The organism is Pseudomonas sp. 9.2(2024) (assembly GCF_039695385.1).
Classification (GTDB): domain Bacteria; phylum Pseudomonadota; class Gammaproteobacteria; order Pseudomonadales; family Pseudomonadaceae; genus Aquipseudomonas; species Aquipseudomonas paraglycinae.
This window is the reverse complement of sequence record NZ_CP155585.1, coordinates 6,068,348-6,084,908: the sequence shown is the minus strand read 5'-3', so window position 1 is coordinate 6,084,908 and position 16,561 is coordinate 6,068,348. Positions and strand designations below refer to the sequence as shown.

At 62.2% G+C, this 16,561-nt stretch carries 20 protein-coding genes; 6 read left to right on the top strand and 14 right to left on the bottom strand.

All coding sequences use genetic code 11. The annotated features are described in order from the left end of the window. Window positions 1–26 precede the first annotated feature (26 nt). From metW to ABFB52_RS27520, 6 genes are all read right to left on the bottom strand, one after another. Window positions 27–647 carry a methionine biosynthesis protein MetW gene (gene metW, locus ABFB52_RS27545; protein ID WP_007953362.1) on the bottom strand — a complete coding sequence of 207 codons (621 nt, stop codon included), beginning with the start codon at window positions 645–647 and terminating at the stop codon, window positions 27–29. 7 nt (window positions 648–654) lie between these two features. Continuing rightward, window positions 655–1,794: a homoserine O-acetyltransferase gene (locus ABFB52_RS27540; RefSeq protein ID WP_007953360.1), complete on the bottom strand. Its 1,140-nt coding sequence runs from the start codon at window positions 1,792–1,794 to the stop codon at window positions 655–657. Between the two features lie 189 nt (window positions 1,795–1,983). Beyond that, a complete protein-coding gene (locus ABFB52_RS27535; protein WP_039767931.1) occupies window positions 1,984–2,271 on the bottom strand; it encodes a DUF167 domain-containing protein in 288 nt (95 codons plus the stop codon). Further along, window positions 2,268–2,858 carry a YggT family protein gene (locus tag ABFB52_RS27530; protein WP_011336374.1) on the bottom strand — a complete coding sequence of 197 codons (591 nt, stop codon included), beginning with the start codon at window positions 2,856–2,858 and terminating at the stop codon, window positions 2,268–2,270. Before ABFB52_RS27530 ends, ABFB52_RS27535 begins: the two co-directional genes overlap by 4 nt. Before the next feature lie 10 nt (window positions 2,859–2,868). Further along, window positions 2,869–3,687, bottom strand: coding sequence for a pyrroline-5-carboxylate reductase (gene proC / locus ABFB52_RS27525; protein WP_129972244.1), 819 nt, complete (start codon window positions 3,685–3,687; stop codon window positions 2,869–2,871). 23 nt (window positions 3,688–3,710) lie between these two features. Further along, on the bottom strand, window positions 3,711–4,397 hold the full coding sequence (locus tag ABFB52_RS27520; RefSeq protein ID WP_129972243.1) for a YggS family pyridoxal phosphate-dependent enzyme: 687 nt from the start codon (window positions 4,395–4,397) through the stop codon (window positions 3,711–3,713). A gap of 56 nt (window positions 4,398–4,453) precedes the next feature. Here ABFB52_RS27520 and ABFB52_RS27515 point away from each other — a divergent pair, with 56 nt between their 5' ends. Next, window positions 4,454–5,488 (top strand): type IV pilus twitching motility protein PilT, encoded by a 1,035-nt coding sequence (locus tag ABFB52_RS27515; protein WP_039767934.1) that lies wholly within the window; start codon window positions 4,454–4,456, stop codon window positions 5,486–5,488. A gap of 116 nt (window positions 5,489–5,604) precedes the next feature. Here the strand turns inward: ABFB52_RS27515 and ABFB52_RS27510 are convergent, their stop codons facing one another. Further along, window positions 5,605–6,222: a C40 family peptidase gene (locus ABFB52_RS27510; RefSeq protein WP_007953345.1), complete on the bottom strand. Its 618-nt coding sequence runs from the start codon at window positions 6,220–6,222 to the stop codon at window positions 5,605–5,607. Window positions 6,223–6,471: 249 nt separating this feature from the next. Between ABFB52_RS27510 and ABFB52_RS27505 the strand changes: the two genes are divergently transcribed. Then, on the top strand, window positions 6,472–6,906 hold the full coding sequence (locus ABFB52_RS27505; RefSeq protein ID WP_102716719.1) for a TM2 domain-containing protein: 435 nt from the start codon (window positions 6,472–6,474) through the stop codon (window positions 6,904–6,906). A 36-nt stretch (window positions 6,907–6,942) separates the two neighbouring features. Here the strand turns inward: ABFB52_RS27505 and ABFB52_RS27500 are convergent, their stop codons facing one another. The 7 genes from ABFB52_RS27500 to gshB all read right to left on the bottom strand — a co-directional run bounded on the left by ABFB52_RS27500 (window position 6,943) and on the right by gshB (window position 12,874). After that, on the bottom strand, window positions 6,943–8,214 hold the full coding sequence (locus ABFB52_RS27500; protein ID WP_085746690.1) for a dihydroorotase: 1,272 nt from the start codon (window positions 8,212–8,214) through the stop codon (window positions 6,943–6,945). After that, window positions 8,211–9,215 (bottom strand): aspartate carbamoyltransferase catalytic subunit, encoded by a 1,005-nt coding sequence (locus ABFB52_RS27495; RefSeq protein ID WP_007913665.1) that lies wholly within the window; start codon window positions 9,213–9,215, stop codon window positions 8,211–8,213. Before ABFB52_RS27495 ends, ABFB52_RS27500 begins: the two co-directional genes overlap by 4 nt. 27 nt (window positions 9,216–9,242) lie before the next feature. After that, the gene (gene pyrR, locus ABFB52_RS27490) at window positions 9,243–9,746 is read right to left on the bottom strand and encodes a bifunctional pyr operon transcriptional regulator/uracil phosphoribosyltransferase PyrR (RefSeq protein WP_039767937.1); all 504 of its coding nucleotides are present in this window, start codon (window positions 9,744–9,746) and stop codon (window positions 9,243–9,245) included. 81 nt (window positions 9,747–9,827) lie between these two features. After that, window positions 9,828–10,265 (bottom strand): Holliday junction resolvase RuvX, encoded by a 438-nt coding sequence (gene ruvX, locus ABFB52_RS27485; protein ID WP_007953334.1) that lies wholly within the window; start codon window positions 10,263–10,265, stop codon window positions 9,828–9,830. Further along, window positions 10,265–10,837: a YqgE/AlgH family protein gene (locus tag ABFB52_RS27480; RefSeq protein WP_039767938.1), complete on the bottom strand. Its 573-nt coding sequence runs from the start codon at window positions 10,835–10,837 to the stop codon at window positions 10,265–10,267. The genes ruvX and ABFB52_RS27480 overlap by 1 nt, the downstream gene beginning before the upstream one ends. 59 nt (window positions 10,838–10,896) lie before the next feature. Further along, the gene (locus tag ABFB52_RS27475; protein ID WP_039767939.1) at window positions 10,897–11,796 is read right to left on the bottom strand and encodes an energy transducer TonB; all 900 of its coding nucleotides are present in this window, start codon (window positions 11,794–11,796) and stop codon (window positions 10,897–10,899) included. A gap of 106 nt (window positions 11,797–11,902) precedes the next feature. Next, a complete protein-coding gene (gene gshB, locus ABFB52_RS27470; protein WP_129972241.1) occupies window positions 11,903–12,874 on the bottom strand; it encodes a glutathione synthase in 972 nt (323 codons plus the stop codon). Between the two features lie 224 nt (window positions 12,875–13,098). On the opposite strand from gshB, the gene pilG reads away from it, so the two are divergent. Genes pilG through ABFB52_RS27450 form a run of 4 tightly spaced genes read left to right on the top strand, consistent with a single transcriptional unit; the run spans window position 13,099 to window position 16,553 of the window. Beyond that, a complete protein-coding gene (gene pilG, locus ABFB52_RS27465; protein ID WP_007953330.1) occupies window positions 13,099–13,503 on the top strand; it encodes a twitching motility response regulator PilG in 405 nt (134 codons plus the stop codon). Window positions 13,504–13,563: 60 nt separating this feature from the next. Continuing rightward, window positions 13,564–13,929, top strand: a complete 366-nt coding sequence (pilH, locus tag ABFB52_RS27460; protein ID WP_011336365.1) for a twitching motility response regulator PilH — start codon at window positions 13,564–13,566, stop codon at window positions 13,927–13,929. A gap of 10 nt (window positions 13,930–13,939) precedes the next feature. Next, window positions 13,940–14,479 (top strand): chemotaxis protein CheW, encoded by a 540-nt coding sequence (locus tag ABFB52_RS27455; protein WP_007953327.1) that lies wholly within the window; start codon window positions 13,940–13,942, stop codon window positions 14,477–14,479. A gap of 13 nt (window positions 14,480–14,492) precedes the next feature. Beyond that, window positions 14,493–16,553, top strand: coding sequence for a methyl-accepting chemotaxis protein (locus ABFB52_RS27450; protein WP_102685771.1), 2,061 nt, complete (start codon window positions 14,493–14,495; stop codon window positions 16,551–16,553). Window positions 16,554–16,561 lie beyond the last annotated feature (8 nt).

The window sequence follows — 16,561 nt, the reverse complement described above, 5'->3', positions numbered from 1 at the left end:
GTTCGTTCTCCTCGCAATGTCGTGGTTCAGACCGCGATTCTGTGATCCGCAAGCCCTGGGCTGCTGACGCGGTAGATACCGATCTCACCTAACAGATTAGGCCATAGCTTACTGGCCCACCCGTGGCGGTGCTGTTGATCCACGGCAAGCCGATCAATGACCTTCGCCTCACGTTCGCGACAAAGTTCTTCAAAGTCTTCGAAGGTGCAGAAGTGGATGTTCGGCGTGTTGTACCAGGTGTACGGCAGAAATTCCGACACCGGCATCCGGCCTTTGCTCGCCAGGTACCAGCGGCAGCGCCAGTGACCGAAATTCGGGAAGGTGATGATGCACTGGCGACCGACCCGCAGCATTTCGTCGAGGATCTTGTCCGGGTAGTGCACGGCTTGCAGGGCCTGGGTCATCACCACGATGTCGAAGCTGTTGCTGGCGAAGTTGCCCAGGCCCTTGTCCAGATCCTGCTCGATGACGTTGACGCCCTTGGCCACGCACTGCGCGATGTTGTCGGCGTCGTTTTCCAAGCCGTAGCCGGTGACCTGCTTGTGGTCGCGCAGCCAGGTCAGCAACTCGCCGTCACCGCAGCCGAGGTCGAGCACGCGGCTGCCGGCGGGGATCCATTCCTGGATGATTTCCAGATCAGCTCTCATGGCTTTCTCACAACGTAATGCGGTTCATGTAATTGCCGAACGCCTGCAAATAACGCGGGATCGGAATCAGGAAGGCGTCGTGGCCCTGCGGCGCGTCGATTTCCAGGTAGCTGACGTCCTTGCGCGCAGCCATAAGCGCATCCACCAGTTCCCGCGAGCGGGCCGGGGAGAAACGCCAGTCGGTGGTAAACGACATCACGCAGAACCTGGCTTTTGCACCTTCGAAGGTTTTCGCCAGGTTATCGTTGAAGTTCGCTGCCGGATCGAAGTAGTCCAGCGCCTTGGTCATCAACAGATAAGTGTTGGCATCGAAGCGCCCGGAGAACTCTTCGCCCTGATAGCGCAGGTAGCTTTCGACCTGGAACTCGACACTGTGGAAGTCGTAGTTGAGCTTTTCGCTCTTCAGGCCACGGCCGAATTTCTCGCCCATGGAGTCGTCGGACAGATACGTGATGTGTCCGACCATCCGCGCTAGCATCAGGCCGCGTTTGGGGATCACGCCCTGTTCCTGGAACGAGCCGCCGTGGAATTCCGGGTCGGTGAGGATCGCCTGGCGCGCCACTTCGTTGAAGGCGATGTTCTGCGCCGACAGCTTCGGGGCCGAGGCGATGGCCAGGCAGTGGCGAACGCGATCCGGATACGTGATGGTCCATTGCAGCGCCTGCATGCCGCCCAGGCTGCCGCCGATCACCGCGGCCCACTGGCCGATGCCGAGCAGGTCGGCCAGGCGTGCCTGGCTGTGCACCCAGTCTTCCACGGTCAGCACCGGGAAGTCGGCGCCGAACGGCTTGCCGGTTTCCGGATTGAGGCTGCTCGGGCCGGTGGAGCCGTTGCAACCGCCGAGGTTGTTCAGGCTGACCACGAAGAACTTGTTGGTGTCGATCGGTTTGCCGGGGCCGATGCAGCTGTCCCACCAACCGGGCTTGCGGTCGTCGACGCTGTGATAACCCGCAGCGTGGTGGTGGCCGGACAAGGCGTGGCAGATCAGCACGGCGTTGCTCGCTTGCGCGTTCAGCGTGCCGTAGGTTTCGTAGATCAGGTCATAATCGGCCAGCGAACGGCCGCAGGCCAGGGCCAGCGGTTCGCTGAAGTGCGCCGTTTGCGGCGTCACCAGACCAACAGAATCGGGGGGAAAGGCAGCTGGCATCGACCCTGCTCTCGTTGAAATGAGGCGTAAGTCTAAAGACCGGTGGGGTTAGCGGCAAGCAACGATCAGGCCTGATTTGCGCTCGTTCCCACGCTCCGCGTGGGAACGCCTCATTGGACGCTCCGCGTCCGCTTCGGCGGGGGACGCGGAGCGTCCCGGCATGCATTCCCACGCAGAGCGTGGGAACGATCAGCTGACTAGTCCGGGCAGATCCGGCAACTTCTTCGGCGAGCAGATCTTCACCCGCTTCTGCCGGTTCAACTCGCCGCTGAGCAAACTGACCTGGCTTTTGGAAACCCCAAAAGCCTTGGCCAGAAACCCCATCAGATAGGCATTGGCCTTGCCCTCGACCGGCGGCGCGGTCAGGCGGATCTTCAGGCGATCACCGTGCAGCCCGCAGAAATCATCGCTGCGGGCGGCCGGTTGCAGGTGACATTCCAGAATCAGGTCGTCACCGTCCCAGCGAAACCAGCTCACATCAGCAGGCGCAGGATTTCCGGCATCATCGTCATCGCCGCGAGGTTGTTGATCACCAGCATGTCGATCAGCTTCAGCACGAGGAAGGCGAAGATCGGCGACAGGTCCAGACCACCGAGGTTCGGCAGGATGCGGCGGAACGGCGCCAGGGCCGGTTCGCAGATCTGGTTCACCAGTTCGGCGCCCGGATTGTGGCTGCCCGGTGCGACCCAGGACAGGATGATGCTGATGATCATGGCCCAGAAGAAAATCTTCAGGAACAGCGCCGTCACGCCGATCAGCGACCAGATCAGCAGTTGCAGCGGGTTACCGGTAGTGCCATAGGTCAGCAGCAGGGTCAGCGCCATCAGCGCCAGTTGCACGAGAATCGCCAATACCAGCGACGACATGTCGAGGCCGAACAGGCTCGGGATGATCCGGCGCAGTGGCTTGAGCAGCGGCTGCGTGGCCTTGACCACAAACTGGCACAGCGGGTTGTAGAAGTTCGCCCGCACCAGTTGCAGGACGAAGCGCAGCAGCACGATCAGCAGGTACAGGCTGCCAAGGGTTTGCAGCACGTAGACCGCTGCGGTGTTCAATCCAATCATGTAAGGCTCCTTATATGCCCAGTTGTTCGGCCATTTCGGCCGAGCGGTGCGCGGCGGCGCCGAGTGCTTTTTCCACCAGGGCTTCGAAGCCTCCGGCCTGGAACGATTTGATCGCAGCTTCCGTGGTGCCCGCTGGCGAGGTCACGCGGCGGCGCAGTTCGGCGGCGTCGACGTCGCTGGACACCGCCATGTGCGCGGCGCCCAGAGCGGTCTGCAAAGTCAGCTGCTCGGCGGTTTCCTTCGGCAGGCCGAGTTTGACGCCGGCGGCGGTCATGGCTTCGATAAGCAGGAAGAAGTACGCCGGGCCGGAACCGGAAACGGCGGTGACCGCGTCCAGTTGCTGCTCTTCGTTCAGCCACAGGGCGATGCCCACAGCGGACAGCAGTTCTTCAGCCTGTTGGCGTTGTTCGGCGCTCACTGCGCTGGTGGCATACAGGCCGCTCACGCCCTGACGCAGCAGTGCCGGGGTGTTCGGCATGCAGCGCACGATCGGCTGCTCACCCAGCCATGCAGTCATGCTGGCGCAGGTGATGCCAGCGGCAATAGAGACCACCAGTTGATTCGGTTTCAGGCTTGGGCGAATCGCTTCGCACACAAGCTTCATGGCTTGTGGCTTGACCGCCAGCACGACAACGTCGGCACCGTCGATGGCCTGGGCGTTGTCGGCGAAGGTTTCGATGCCGTGTTCGGCGCTGACTTTGGCGCGGGTTTCTTCACCCGGATCGCTGGCGCGAATGTGTGCAGCTTCCAGACCCTTGGCCCGCAGGCCGCCGATCAGGCTGGCGGCCATGTTGCCGGCACCGATAAAGGCAATACGTGTGTTGCTCATGTCAGGTCCTTATCTGGAAATGTTCAAGATTGGGAATAGTCGCGGGCGCCGAACAGGGCCGTACCGATACGGACCCAGGTCGCGCCCTGGGCAATGGCCGACTCGAGGTCGTGGCTCATGCCCATGGAAAGTGTGTCGAGCGGCAGATCGAGGCTGGCCTGCAACTTCTGAACGGCGGCGAATGCAGCATCCTGCTCGGCGCGATCTTCAGTCGGTTCGGGAATCGCCATCAACCCGCGCAGCTTCAGGCGTGGCAGGGCGCTGATGGCCTGGGCCAGCGCCGGCAGGTCTTGCGGCGTGCAGCCGGACTTGCTGGCCTCACCGCTGACGTTGACCTGAATGCAGATGTTCAGTGGCGGCAGATGCGCCGGGCGTTGTTCGGACAGGCGTTGGGCGATTTTCAGACGATCCACGGAGTGCACCCAGGCGAAATGCTCGGCGATCGAGCGGGTCTTGTTCGACTGAATGGGGCCGATGAAGTGCCAGATCAAGGGCAGGTCGGCCAGTTCGAGCTGTTTGCCCAAGGCCTCTTGCAGGTAGTTCTCGCCAAAGTCGCGCAGGCCGGCGGCGTACGCTTCGCGCAGGGCTTCGGCCGGTTTGGTCTTGCTCACGGCCAGCAGCTGGACGCTGTTTTCATCGCGTCCGGCGGCAGCGGTGGCGGCATGAATACGCGAACTAACCTGGAGAATGTTGTCTGCTATCGTGGACATCAAGAGGCGCCAGCGGTCTGAAGGTTCGCGGCATTCTACTGGAATTGAGGGACGCTATGGATATCACTGAACTGCTGGCCTTCAGCGCCAAACAGGGCGCTTCCGACCTGCACCTGTCGGCCGGTCTGCCGCCGATGATCCGCGTGGATGGCGATGTACGGCGGATCAATCTGCCGGCGCTGGATCACAAACAGGTGCACGAGCTGATCTACGACATCATGAACGACACCCAGCGGGTGGACTTCGAGAAACATCTGGAGACCGACTTTTCCTTCGAAGTCCCCGGCGTGGCGCGCTTTCGGGTCAATGCCTTCAACCAGAACCGGGGCGCCGGGGCGGTGTTCCGGACCATCCCGTCAAAAGTGCTGACCATGGAAGACCTGGCCATGGGCGACGTCTTTCGCAAGATCACCGATGCGCCGCGCGGGCTGGTGCTGGTGACCGGGCCGACCGGCTCCGGCAAGTCGACGACGCTGGCGGCAATGATCGATTACCTCAACACCCATCGTCATCACCACATCCTGACCATCGAAGATCCGATCGAATTCGTCCACGAATCGCGCAAATGCCTGATCAATCAGCGCGAAGTCCATCGCGATACCCGCAGTTTCGCCACCGCATTGCGTTCAGCGCTACGCGAAGACCCGGACGTGATCCTCGTGGGCGAGATGCGTGATCTGGAAACCATCCGCTTGGCACTCACCGCCGCCGAAACCGGGCACCTGGTGTTCGGCACCTTGCACACCACGTCGGCAGCCAAGACCATCGACCGGGTGGTGGACGTGTTCCCCGGGGACGAAAAATCCATGGTGCGCTCGATGCTTTCGGAGTCCTTGCTGGCGGTGGTGTCGCAGACGCTGATCAAGAAGATCGGCGGTGGCCGGGTGGCGGCGCATGAGATCATGCTGGGGACGTCGGCGATCCGTAACCTGATCCGTGAGGACAAGGTGGCGCAGATGTACTCGGCGATACAGACCGGCGGGTCGCTGGGGATGCAGACACTCGACATGTGCCTGAAGGATCTGGTGACCAAGGGCTTGATCAGCCGCGAGCATGCGCGGGAAAAGGCGCGTACGCCGGATAACTTCTAGGCAAAAAAAATCGCAGCCCGTGGGCTGCGATTTTGATCGTTCCCACGCTCTGCGTGGGAATGCCTCAATGGACGCTCTGCGTCCGCTTTGAGACGCGGAGCGTCAAACGAACTAGCTCAGCGCTGAACGACGCGCATCTGCCCCTGTTCTTTCGGCAATACGCGTTTGGCCACCACGTAATGCTTTTCCCAGTACGGCTTGTTCAGTGTGTCGATGCTCACCGACTTGCCGCGCCGTGGCGCATGGATGAAACGGTCGTTGCCCAGGTAGATGGCAACGTGATTGACCCGACGGCTCTTGATGTTGAAGAAAATCAGGTCGCCCGGCTTCAGGTCCTTGCGTTCGACTTTCTCGCCGTGACCGCTGGCCATGGCGTTCGAGGTGCGTGGCAGGTCGAACGTGGCGTCGTTGAACGCGTACTTCACCAGACCGCTGCAGTCGAAGCCTTTACTCGGGCTGCTGCCGCCCCAACGGTAGGGTGTACCGAGGACGTTTACCGCGCGACTCAGGACGTTGCTGCTTTCCTTGGTCGCCATCGGTGGCACCAGCTTGCTGCGGCCGTTGCTGCTCAGCGTGGTGTGTTTGACCTGTTTGCCTTTGTTCGAAGGAGCAGAGGCATGGGATTTAGGGGTGAAACCGTTAACGTTTGGAAGACGTTGCTCACGATTGGTGGCGTGGGCGGCCAGTGGCATTAATAGGCAAATGGTTAGCCATGTCTTGAAAAATGGACGCATTAGGCAGGGCTCTTGGTGTGTTAGCGCGCAACTTTATAACAGCTTTTTTGTCACTTCCGAGGCCGTTGGTCGATTCAATCGGGTGCCAACGGAACCAAATAAGCGGCAAAAAGACGCAATTGTCGGACAGAACTCCGGTGCTATAAGGCTTTGACGGGAGACACGGTAGCATTTGCCATACGTCGGCTACCTGTAAAAAAGTCACAAAGAATTAAAGAATATTTATCTATCGCGTGAATCGAGGTCTTAATGAACGGCTATCAACTGCCCCGTGTGAAGGAAAAAGACACCCATAGCAAGGTGATCGGCTACCTGTTGTGGATTTTCGGTTTCACAGGCTCACACCGTTTCTATTACGGCAAGCCGGTGACCGGCACGATCTGGTTTTTCACCTTCGGGTTGCTGGGGATCGGCTGGCTGATCGACGTGTTCCTGATCCCGGCGATGGATCGAGAAGCCGACCTGCGTTTCGTGGCGGGCCCTATTGAATACAACGTGGCGTGGATTCTGCTGACCTTCCTCGGCGCGTTCGGCGTGCACCGGATGTATCAGGGCAAGTGGATCACAGGTTTGCTGTACCTGCTGACCGGCGGGTTGTTCTTTCTGGGGGTGCTGTATGACTTCTGGACGCTGAACGATCAGGTGTCGGTGCGTAACGCCGAAGGTCGGGGCGCCTTTCAGTAAGTGATGGCGAGGGAGCTGGCTCCCTCGCCATTTTTGTTACGCCTGGTGGCTGATCCGGCCATCCACCAGCGTGTAACGCACCACGCCCGGCAGGCTATGGCCGAGGAACGGGCAGTTCTCGCCCTTCGACAGCCAGGTTTCGCCGGCAACGGTCGAAGCCTTCGGATCGAACAGCACGATATCTGCCGCGCCACCCACCGCCAGTTTACCCGCCGGCAGGCGCAGGGCCTCGGCCGGGCCGGCGCTCAGGCGGGCCAGCAGGGTCGGCAGATCCAGCAGACCATCCTCGACCAGCGTCATCGCCAGCGGCAGCAACAGCTCGACGCTGCTGATGCCGGGCTCGGTCGCGCCGAACGGTGCCAGTTTGGCATCGCGTTCATGGGGCTGGTGATGGCTGGAAATCGCCGAGACCACGCCGGACTTCACCGCCTCGCGCAGACCATCGCGGTCGGCGCGGGTGCGCAGCGGCGGTTGCACGTGATACAGGCTGCTGAAGTCGATCAGCGCTTCGTCCGTCAGGATCAGCTGATACAGGGCGACATCTGCCGTGACTTTCAAGCCACGGGCCTGGGCCTGAGCGATCAGGGCCACGCCGCGAGCGCTGGTCAGCTGGCTGAAGTGCGCACGCACGCCGGTCTGCTCGACCAGCAGCAGATCCCGGGCCAGCGCCACGGTTTCAGCGGTTTCCGGGATGCCCGGCAGGCCGAGGAAGCTGGCGGTGGCGCCTTCGTGGGCCAGGCCGCCGTCGGCCAGGTCGTGATCCTGCGAGTTGAAGATCACCGTCAGGTCGAAGGTCGCCGCGTAATCCAGCGCCCGGCACAGGGTGCGGGTGTTGCGGAAACTCTCCAGACCGTTGCCGAACGCTACGCAACCGGCGTCGCGCAGGGCGACCAGCTCGGCCAGTTGTTCACCATCCAGACCTTTGCTCAGCGCGCCGATCGGGAACACCTTGGTGTTGCCGGCCTCGCGGGCGCGGTCGAGGATCAGTTCGGCCACGGCCGAGGTGTCGAGTACCGGTCTGGTTTTCGGCGGGCAGCACAGGCTGGTCACGCCGCCGGCCGCAGCCGCGCGGGTTTCGCTGGCGATGGTGCCTTTGCGGCTGTAGCCCGGCTCGCGCAGGGCGACGTTCAGGTCTACGAGGCCTGGAGCGGCGACAAGACCTTGGGCATCAATGGTTTCGACGGCGGTGAAACCGGCCGGTGCGGCGCCGAGGGCGACGATCTTGCAGGCTTCAACGTGAATATCAGTGATTTGATCCAGGCCGCTGCTTGGATCAATGACGCGGGCGCCGAGAATGCTGAGCTTCACTGGGCGTTCTCCTGCTCGAATTGACGCTGCGCTGTTTGTCCGCTCATGGCCATCGACAGCACGGCCATACGGATCGCGATGCCGTAAGTGACTTGATTGAGAATCACCGAGTGCGGGCCGTCGGCCACCGCCGACTCGATTTCCACACCACGGTTGATCGGCCCCGGGTGCATGACGATGCAATCGGGCTTGGCGCCTGCCAGGCGCGCGGTGGTCAGGCCGAACAGGCGGTAGAACTCGCCTTCGCTCGGCAGCAGACCGCCAGTCATGCGCTCACGCTGCAGGCGCAGCATGATCACCACGTCGACGTCTTTCAGGCCTTCGGTCATGTCGGTGTAGACCTTCACGCCGTATTGCTCGATGCCGATCGGCAGCAGGGTTTTCGGTGCGATCACGCGGATGTCCGGGCAACCGAGGGTCTTCAGGGCGAGCATGTTCGAGCGCGCCACCCGCGAGTGCAGGATGTCGCCGACGATGGCCACCGAGAGGTTCTCGAAACCGCCCTTGTGACGGCGGATGGTCAGCATGTCGAGCATGCCTTGGGTCGGGTGCGCGTGCCGGCCGTCGCCGCCGTTGATGATCGCCACTTGCGGGCAGACATGCTCGGCGATGAAGTGCGCGGCGCCCGAGTCACCGTGGCGCACGACGAACATGTCGGCGGCCATGGCTTCCAGGTTGCGCAGGGTGTCGAGCAGGGTTTCGCCCTTGCTGGCCGACGAAGTCGACACGTTCAGGGTGATCACGTCCGCCGACAGTCGCTGGGCCGCCAGTTCGAAGGTGGTGCGGGTGCGGGTCGAGTTTTCGAAGAACACGTTGCACACGGTCTTGCCGCGCAGCAACGGGACCTTCTTCACGGCCCGGGCGCCGACTTCGAGGAACGAGTCGGCGGTGTCGAGGATTTCCGTCAGCAACTCGCGGCGCAGGCCGTCGAGCGAGAGGAAGTGGCGCAGCTGGCCCTGATCATTGAGCTGCAGCGGGCGCTTGGTATCTAGAGGCGTCATCGCGAGGGGGACTCTCAATAGGGCGGATTAAAGGGCAAGGTCTTGCAGTTCGAGGGCCAGCTCCGGCCCGGACAGCTTGACCCGCTCGTGGGCGGCCAGCGACAGGGTCGCGCCGACCACGTTCGGGCGGATCGGCAATTCGCCGGCGTCCAGGTCCAGCAGGCAGACCAGCGTCACGCTGGCCGGGCGGCCGTAGTCGAACAGTTCGTTCATGGCGGCGCGGATGGTCCGGCCGCTCATCAGTACGTCGTCGATCAGCACCAGATGCTGGCCTTCGATTTCGAAGGGCAGGGCGGACGGGCGCACCTGCGGGTGCAGGCCGTTCTGGCTGAAGTCGTCGCGGTAGAAGGAAACATCCAGCGTGCCCAATGGCGCGTCGCTGCCCAGCTCTTTGAGCAGGGCCTGGGCGACCCAGACGCCGCCGGTGCGGATGCCGATGTAACGCGGTTCGCTGATATCACGCTGGGCAAGGTGCGCCTTGAGGCGGGTCGCCATCTGGCTGATAAGATCGGCGGGATTGGGCAGGCTCATGGTTGCTCCTTCTTGGGGTCGAGCCGGTTCTCGCGAACCGGAGCTCGGGTTGTAACCAAAAGAAAAGCGCCGTAGCGCTTGTCAGGATTCAAATAGTGCGGTGTTTTCGTCGAGCCAGCCTTGCAGCAGCAGGGCGGCGGCGATGGCGTCCACCGGGTTGTCGCGGTAGCTGCCTTTCTGCCCACCGCGCACCAGTCGCTCGCCCTTGGCTTCGAAGGTCGTCAGGCGTTCGTCGTGGGTATAGAAAGGCAGGTTGAAGCGGCCGTTGAGGCGGCGGGCGAATTTCTCGGCGCGGGCGCACATCTCGCTGGGCGTACCGTCCATGTTCAGCGGCAGGCCGACCACCACGGCGTCGGGCTTCCATTCCTTTATCAGGGCTTCGACCTGATTCCAGTCCGGCACACCGTTTTGCGCCTTCAAGGTGCACAGTTCGCGGGCCTGGCCGGTAATCACCTGGCCGACCGCCACGCCGATCTGTTTGGTGCCGTAGTCGAAGCCGAGGATCAGGCGCAGGGCCATCAGGCGTGTCCTGCCTGGCTGGTCAGCAGGCTGAGGTTGATTCCCAGATGCTTGGCCGCCGCTTCCAGGCGCAGTTCACTGCTGGTGTTGAACAGGATGTCGGCGTCGTACGGGCAGGTCAGCCAGGCGTTGTCGGCCAGTTCGGCCTCCAGCTGACCGGCTTCCCAACCGGCATAACCGAGGGTGATGACGCTTTTGGCCGGGCCCACGCCGTCGGCGATGGCGAACAGCACATCCTGCGAGGTGGACAGGGCCAGATCGCCCTCCAGCTCAACGGTAGCCTGGAACGTCTTGCCCGCCGGGTGCAGGACAAAACCGCGATCGGTCTGCACCGGGCCGCCGATGAAGATCGGCACATGCTGGCACAGCGCCGGCGGATCGATGTCCGGGCGCAGTTGTTCGAGGATGTCGGCCAGATTCAGCTCTTGCGGTCGGTTGACCACCAGCCCCATGGCGCCATTGGCCGTGTGCTCGACGATGTAGGTCAAGGTGTGGGCAAAGTTCGGGTCGGCCATGTGTGGCATGGCGATCAGGAAGTGATGCTTGAGGTAGCTGGGGCTGACGTTTTTCATGTGCGCTAGTGTGGCGTTCGGGGGGCGAACTGACAAGCTGGAGCGGGCAAAAGATCGACTCAGTTACTGGACAACCGGTCGCCCCGGGCGAATTTCCAGGTGCGGATGATTTCCAGTCGGTCGATGTCCGACAGGTCCCCGGTAAACGGTGCAAACGGTGCCGCCAGACGCACGATCCGCTGCGCCGCCTGATCCAGCAGTGGCTGGCCGGAAGACTCCAGCACCAGCACTTCATACAGCGAGCCGTCGCGGTTGATCGACACCATCAGGCGCAGATTGCCGTAGATCTGCTTGCGCCGGGCTTCGTCGGGGTAATTGAGGTTGCCGATGCGCTCGACCTTCTTGCGCCACTCGTCCTTGTACCAGGCGCCCTTGTCGCGCATGGTCGAGGCGGCGCTGAGGCGGTGGATACGCGGGCGCTTGGCGTACAGCTGTTGTTCGTTGGCCAGTTCGGCTTCAAGGCTGGCGATGTCGCTGGAGAGCTGCGAACTGTCGAAGGTCGGGGCGTCGACCGTCGGTTTGGTCTCGGTCCTGGCTTCTTCTTTCTTGGTCGGCGCCTTTTTCGGTTTCGGCGCCACGGTGGTCACGGCCGCCTTGGGCGCGGCTTCCTGCACTTCCGGCTTGGCGGCGGGCGGCGGGGTGACTTTCTTGACTTCGTTTGCCTGAAACGGCGCGACCTCGGTGGTCTTGGGGATCGCCTTCTTGTCGAGGGTGCCGCTGCCTTCCTGGTTTTCCTGGGCGAGGAAATCGGCCTTCGCCGGCTTCTTTTCGCTCTTGAAGGTAGCGAGGGTGATTTCCAGGGTTTTGCTGATCTGCTTGGGCTCCACCATGGTGAAACCCACGCCGAGCAGCAGCGCCAGATGGATCAGCGCCGCGAGAAACAGGGTAAATCCGAGGCGATCGACCGGGCGCACGCCTTTATGGGCGAGTTCAGCGGGCAGATCGGACGGAAGTGTCATTCGAGAAAAACCAACATCGCGTTTTTACGGGCTCGGCATGATAACGCAATGTTGGTTTTTAGCTGCAAGCTTGAAGTCTCAAGCGACAAGCTGCACACCACTGGCTTTAAGCTTGCGGCTTGCGGCTCGACGCTTGCAGCTTGCCTTCGATCGCATCCATCAGCATCCTGCCGATGTCGGTGCCGAAGGCATTGTCGATTTCGCGGATGCAGGTCGGGCTGGTGACGTTGATTTCGGTCAGGTGCTCGCCGATCACGTCCAGGCCGACGAACAGCAGGCCCTTCGCGCGCAAGGTCGGGCCGACCTGGGCGGCGATCCAGCGATCCTTGTCGGTCAACGGACGAGCTTCGCCACGACCACCGGCCGCGAGGTTGCCACGGGTTTCGCCCTGGGCCGGAATCCGCGCCAGGCAGTAATCCACCGGCTCGCCGTCGATCATCAGGATGCGCTTGTCGCCGTCCTTGATCGCCGGCAGGTAGGCCTGACCCATGATCTGCTGGGCGCCGAGGGCGGTCAGGGTTTCCAGGATCACCGACAGGTTCGGATCGCCGGCGCGATGACGGAAGATCGAGGTGCCACCCATGCCGTCCAGCGGCTTGAGGATCACGTCGCCATGTTTGGCGGCGAATTCACGCAGCACGTCGGCGCGGCGGCTGACTACGGTCGGCGGCGTGCACTGCGGGAACAGGGTGGCGAACAGTTTTTCGTTGCAGTCGCGCAGGCTCTGCGGCTTGTTGACCACCAGCACCCCGGCGGCTTCGGCCTGTTCGAGCAGGTAGGTGGAGTAGACGAACTCCATGTCGAACGGCGGATCCTTGCGCATCAGGATCACGTTCAGGTCGCTCAGCAGCGAATCCTGCTCGGTGCCCAGTTCGAACCATTTTTCCGGGTTGGCGAAGACTTTCAGCGGCTTCATCCGCGCCCGTGCCTGGCCTTCACCCTGATAAAGGTCTTTCTGTTCCATATAGAACAGTTCCCAGCCGCGCTTTTGCGCCGCCAGCAGCATGGCCAGCGAGCTATCCTTTTTATAGGAAATGCTGGCGATAGGGTCCATGACAATCCCGACGCGAACGCTCATTGGGTTTTCCTCGAAAATTGGCTACCGGATCGGTATGAAAAAAGTGCCGCCAGAGTGGCGCCGGGCGGGTTTTCGGTCAAGGAAAAACCCGTCGATAGATTGCGTCTGGAGACTGTGCTAAAAAGGCTCCCAGCCGTGCTGGCCCTTGAGCATCAAGGGTTTCCAGCCATCAGTCATCGCAAAACGGACAAATTGATTCGCAAAGGCGACGGTAGAGCCCCCTTATGGAACAGCAGTCCAGCGCCTTGAAGGTCATGGTGATCGACGACTCGAAAACGATTCGTCGCACCGCCGAGACCCTGTTGAAAAATGCAGGGTGCGAAGTCATCACCGCGATCGACGGTTTTGACGCCCTGGCGAAGATCGCCGACCACCACCCCGGGATCATCTTTGTCGACATCATGATGCCGCGTCTGGATGGTTATCAGACCTGCGCTTTAATCAAGAACAACAATGCGTTCAAGGGCACGCCGGTGATCATGCTGTCGTCCCGGGACGGGCTGTTCGACAAGGCCAAGGGGCGGATTGTCGGTTCCGATCAATTTTTGACCAAGCCTTTCAGCAAGGAAGAACTGCTCGACGCGATTTCGGCCCATGTTCCGGGCTTCGCTGCCGCTTTGCCGCAGTAAGACACGCACAGAGACGCTCGGCCAGCGGGCCCGGTGTCGACAAGAAAAATGGGGAAGACCATGGCACGTATCCTGATCGTCGATGATTCGCCGACCGAAATGTACAAACTCACCGGCATGCTGGAAAAGCACGGGCACGAAGTGCTGAAAGCCGAAAACGGCGCCGACGGCGTGGCCCTGGCCCGCCAGGAAAAACCCGATGCGGTGCTGATGGACATCGTCATGCCCGGCCTCAACGGCTTTCAGGCTACCCGTCAGCTGACCAAGGATGCGGAAACCAGCCACATCCCGGTGATCATCATCACCACCAAGGATCAGGAGACCGACAAGGTCTGGGGCACCCGCCAGGGCGCCAGGGACTACCTGACCAAACCGGTCGACGAAGACACGCTGATCAAGACCCTGAACAACGTGCTGGCCGGTTGATCGCGCCGCCATGAGCGAGTCGCTGACCGCGTTCGAACTGTTGTGGCAGATCGACCAGCGCTGTCGCCTGCTGGCGGCGGACCTGCCGTCGCAACCGGCGCGCCAGGATCGCTGGAGCGGCATCGGCTTTCGTCTGGGCGAGCACTGGTACGTCACGCCGATGGGCGAAGTCAGCGAAGTGCTGCCTGAACTGCGCGTCACCCAGCTGCCGGGCGTCAAACCGTGGGTCAAGGGCGTGGCCAACCTGCGTGGGCGGCTGCTGCCGGTCATGGACCTGTGCGGATTCTTCGGCCATGAGCTGTCACCGATGCGCAAACAGCGGCGGGTACTGGTGGTAGAGCATCAGGACGTGTTTGCCGGGTTGCTGGTCGATGAAGTCTTCGGCCTGCAGCACTTCGAGCAGGACAGCTTCGAATCCGTCTCGATCAGTAAACGGCAAGGCTCCAAGGGCGAGTTCATCAAGGGCTATTTCCGGCGCGAGCAGAACTGGCGGGTGTTCAGCCTGTTTGCGCTGGCGCAGTCACCGAGTTTCATGCACGTCGCGGTTTAACAGGCGAGGACCGATGATCAAAGCAAAAACAGGCAAGCCCGCAGAAGGCTCGCGCAGCCGCTCACAGATCATCGTGCTGTTCATCGCACTGATCGTGTTCATCATGCTGCTGTTCGCCAACTTCGCTTACCTCAACACCCAGGCCAACTACGACAAGCAGTACATCGGCCACGCCGGCGAGCTGCGGGTGCTGTCGCAGCGGATCGCCAAGAACGCCACCGAAGCCGCCGCCGGCAAGGCCGCCGCGTTCAAGCTGTTGAGCGATGCGCGCAACGATTTTGCCCAGCGCTGGGGTTACCTGAAGAAAGGCGACCCGGCCACCGGCCTGCCGCCGGCTCCATCCGTCGTGCGCCCGGAAATGCGCGCCGTGCAGCTGGACTGGGAACGCCTGCTGAAAAACACCGACGCGATTCTCTCCAGCGAACAGACCGTGCTGTCGCTGCATCAGGTGGCCGCGACCCTGGCTGAAACCGTGCCGCAATTGCAGATCGAATACGAAAAGGTCGTGGAAATCCTCCTGCAACGCGGTGCGCCGGCGGCGCAGGTGGCGATGGCTCAGCGTCAGTCGCTGCTGGCCGAGCGGATTCTCGGCGCGGTGAACACCGTGCTGTCGGGCGATGAAAACTCCCAGCAGGCCGCCGACGCGTTTGGTCGCGATGCCGCGCGCTTCGGTCAGGTGCTCAATGGCATGTTGCAAGGCAACCCGGCGCTGAAGATCAGCCAGGTCGAAGACCGCGACGCCCGCGCTCGCTTGAGCGAAATTTCCGAACTGTTCCAGTTCGTCTCGGGTTCGGTGGATGAAATCCTCGAAACCTCGCCGGAGCTGTTCAAGGTCCGTGAATCGGCCACCAATATCTTCAGCCTGTCGCAAACCCTGCTCGACGAGGCCTCGCACCTGGCCACCGGTTTCGAAAACCTCGCCGGCGGGCGCAATACCGACACCATCGGCGGCTACGTGCTGGGCCTGCTGGCGCTGGCCTCGATCATCCTGATCGGCATGGTCATGGTCCGGGAAACCAACCGTCAGTTGCGCGAAACCGCCGAGAAGAACGAGCGCAACCAGAACGCGATCATGCGCCTGCTCGACGAGATCGAAGACCTCGCCGACGGTGACCTGACCGTGACCGCCTCGGTGACCGAAGACTTCACCGGCACCATCGCCGACTCGATCAACTATTCCGTCGACCAGTTGCGCGATCTGGTCGCCACCATCAACCTCACCGCCGGCCAGGTCGCCGCTGCGGTGCAGGAAACCCAGGCCACCGCCATGCACCTGGCCCAGGCCTCGGAGCATCAGGCCCAGCAGATTTCCGAAGCCTCGACCGCGATCAGCGACATGGCCCAGTCCATCGATCAGGTGTCGGCCAACGCCGCTGAATCCTCGGCGGTTGCCGAGCGGTCGGTGGAGATCGCCAACAAGGGCAACGAGGTGGTGCACAACACCATCCACGGCATGGACAACATCCGCGAACAGATCCAGGACACCGCCAAGCGCATCAAGCGTCTGGGCGAGTCGTCCCAGGAAATCGGCGACATTGTCAGCCTGATCGATGACATTGCCGACCAGACCAACATCCTCGCCCTCAACGCGGCAATTCAGGCCTCGATGGCCGGTGACGCCGGGCGCGGTTTTGCCGTGGTTGCCGACGAAGTGCAGCGGCTGGCCGAGCGTTCGTCCGCCGCGACCCGGCAGATCGAAACGCTGGTGCGGGCGATCCAGACCGACACCAACGAAGCCGTGATTTCCATGGAGCAGACCACCACTGAAGTGGTGCGCGGCGCGCGGCTGGCGCAGGATGCCGGTGTGGCCCTGGAAGAAATCGAAGGCGTGTCCAAGACCCTTGCGGCGCTGATCCAGAGCATTTCCAACGCGGCGCAGCAGCAGACGTCTTCGGCCGGGCAGATTTCCCTGACGATGAACGTGATCCAGCAGATCACCTCGCAGACCTCGTCCGGCTCCACGGCCACCGCCGAGAGCATCGGCAACCTGGCGAAAATGGCCAGCCAGTTGCGTCGCTCGGTGTCCGGGTTCACCTTGCCGGCGGCGCCTGCGCCCGTCGCGGACAAGGCGTGAGGCCTGCG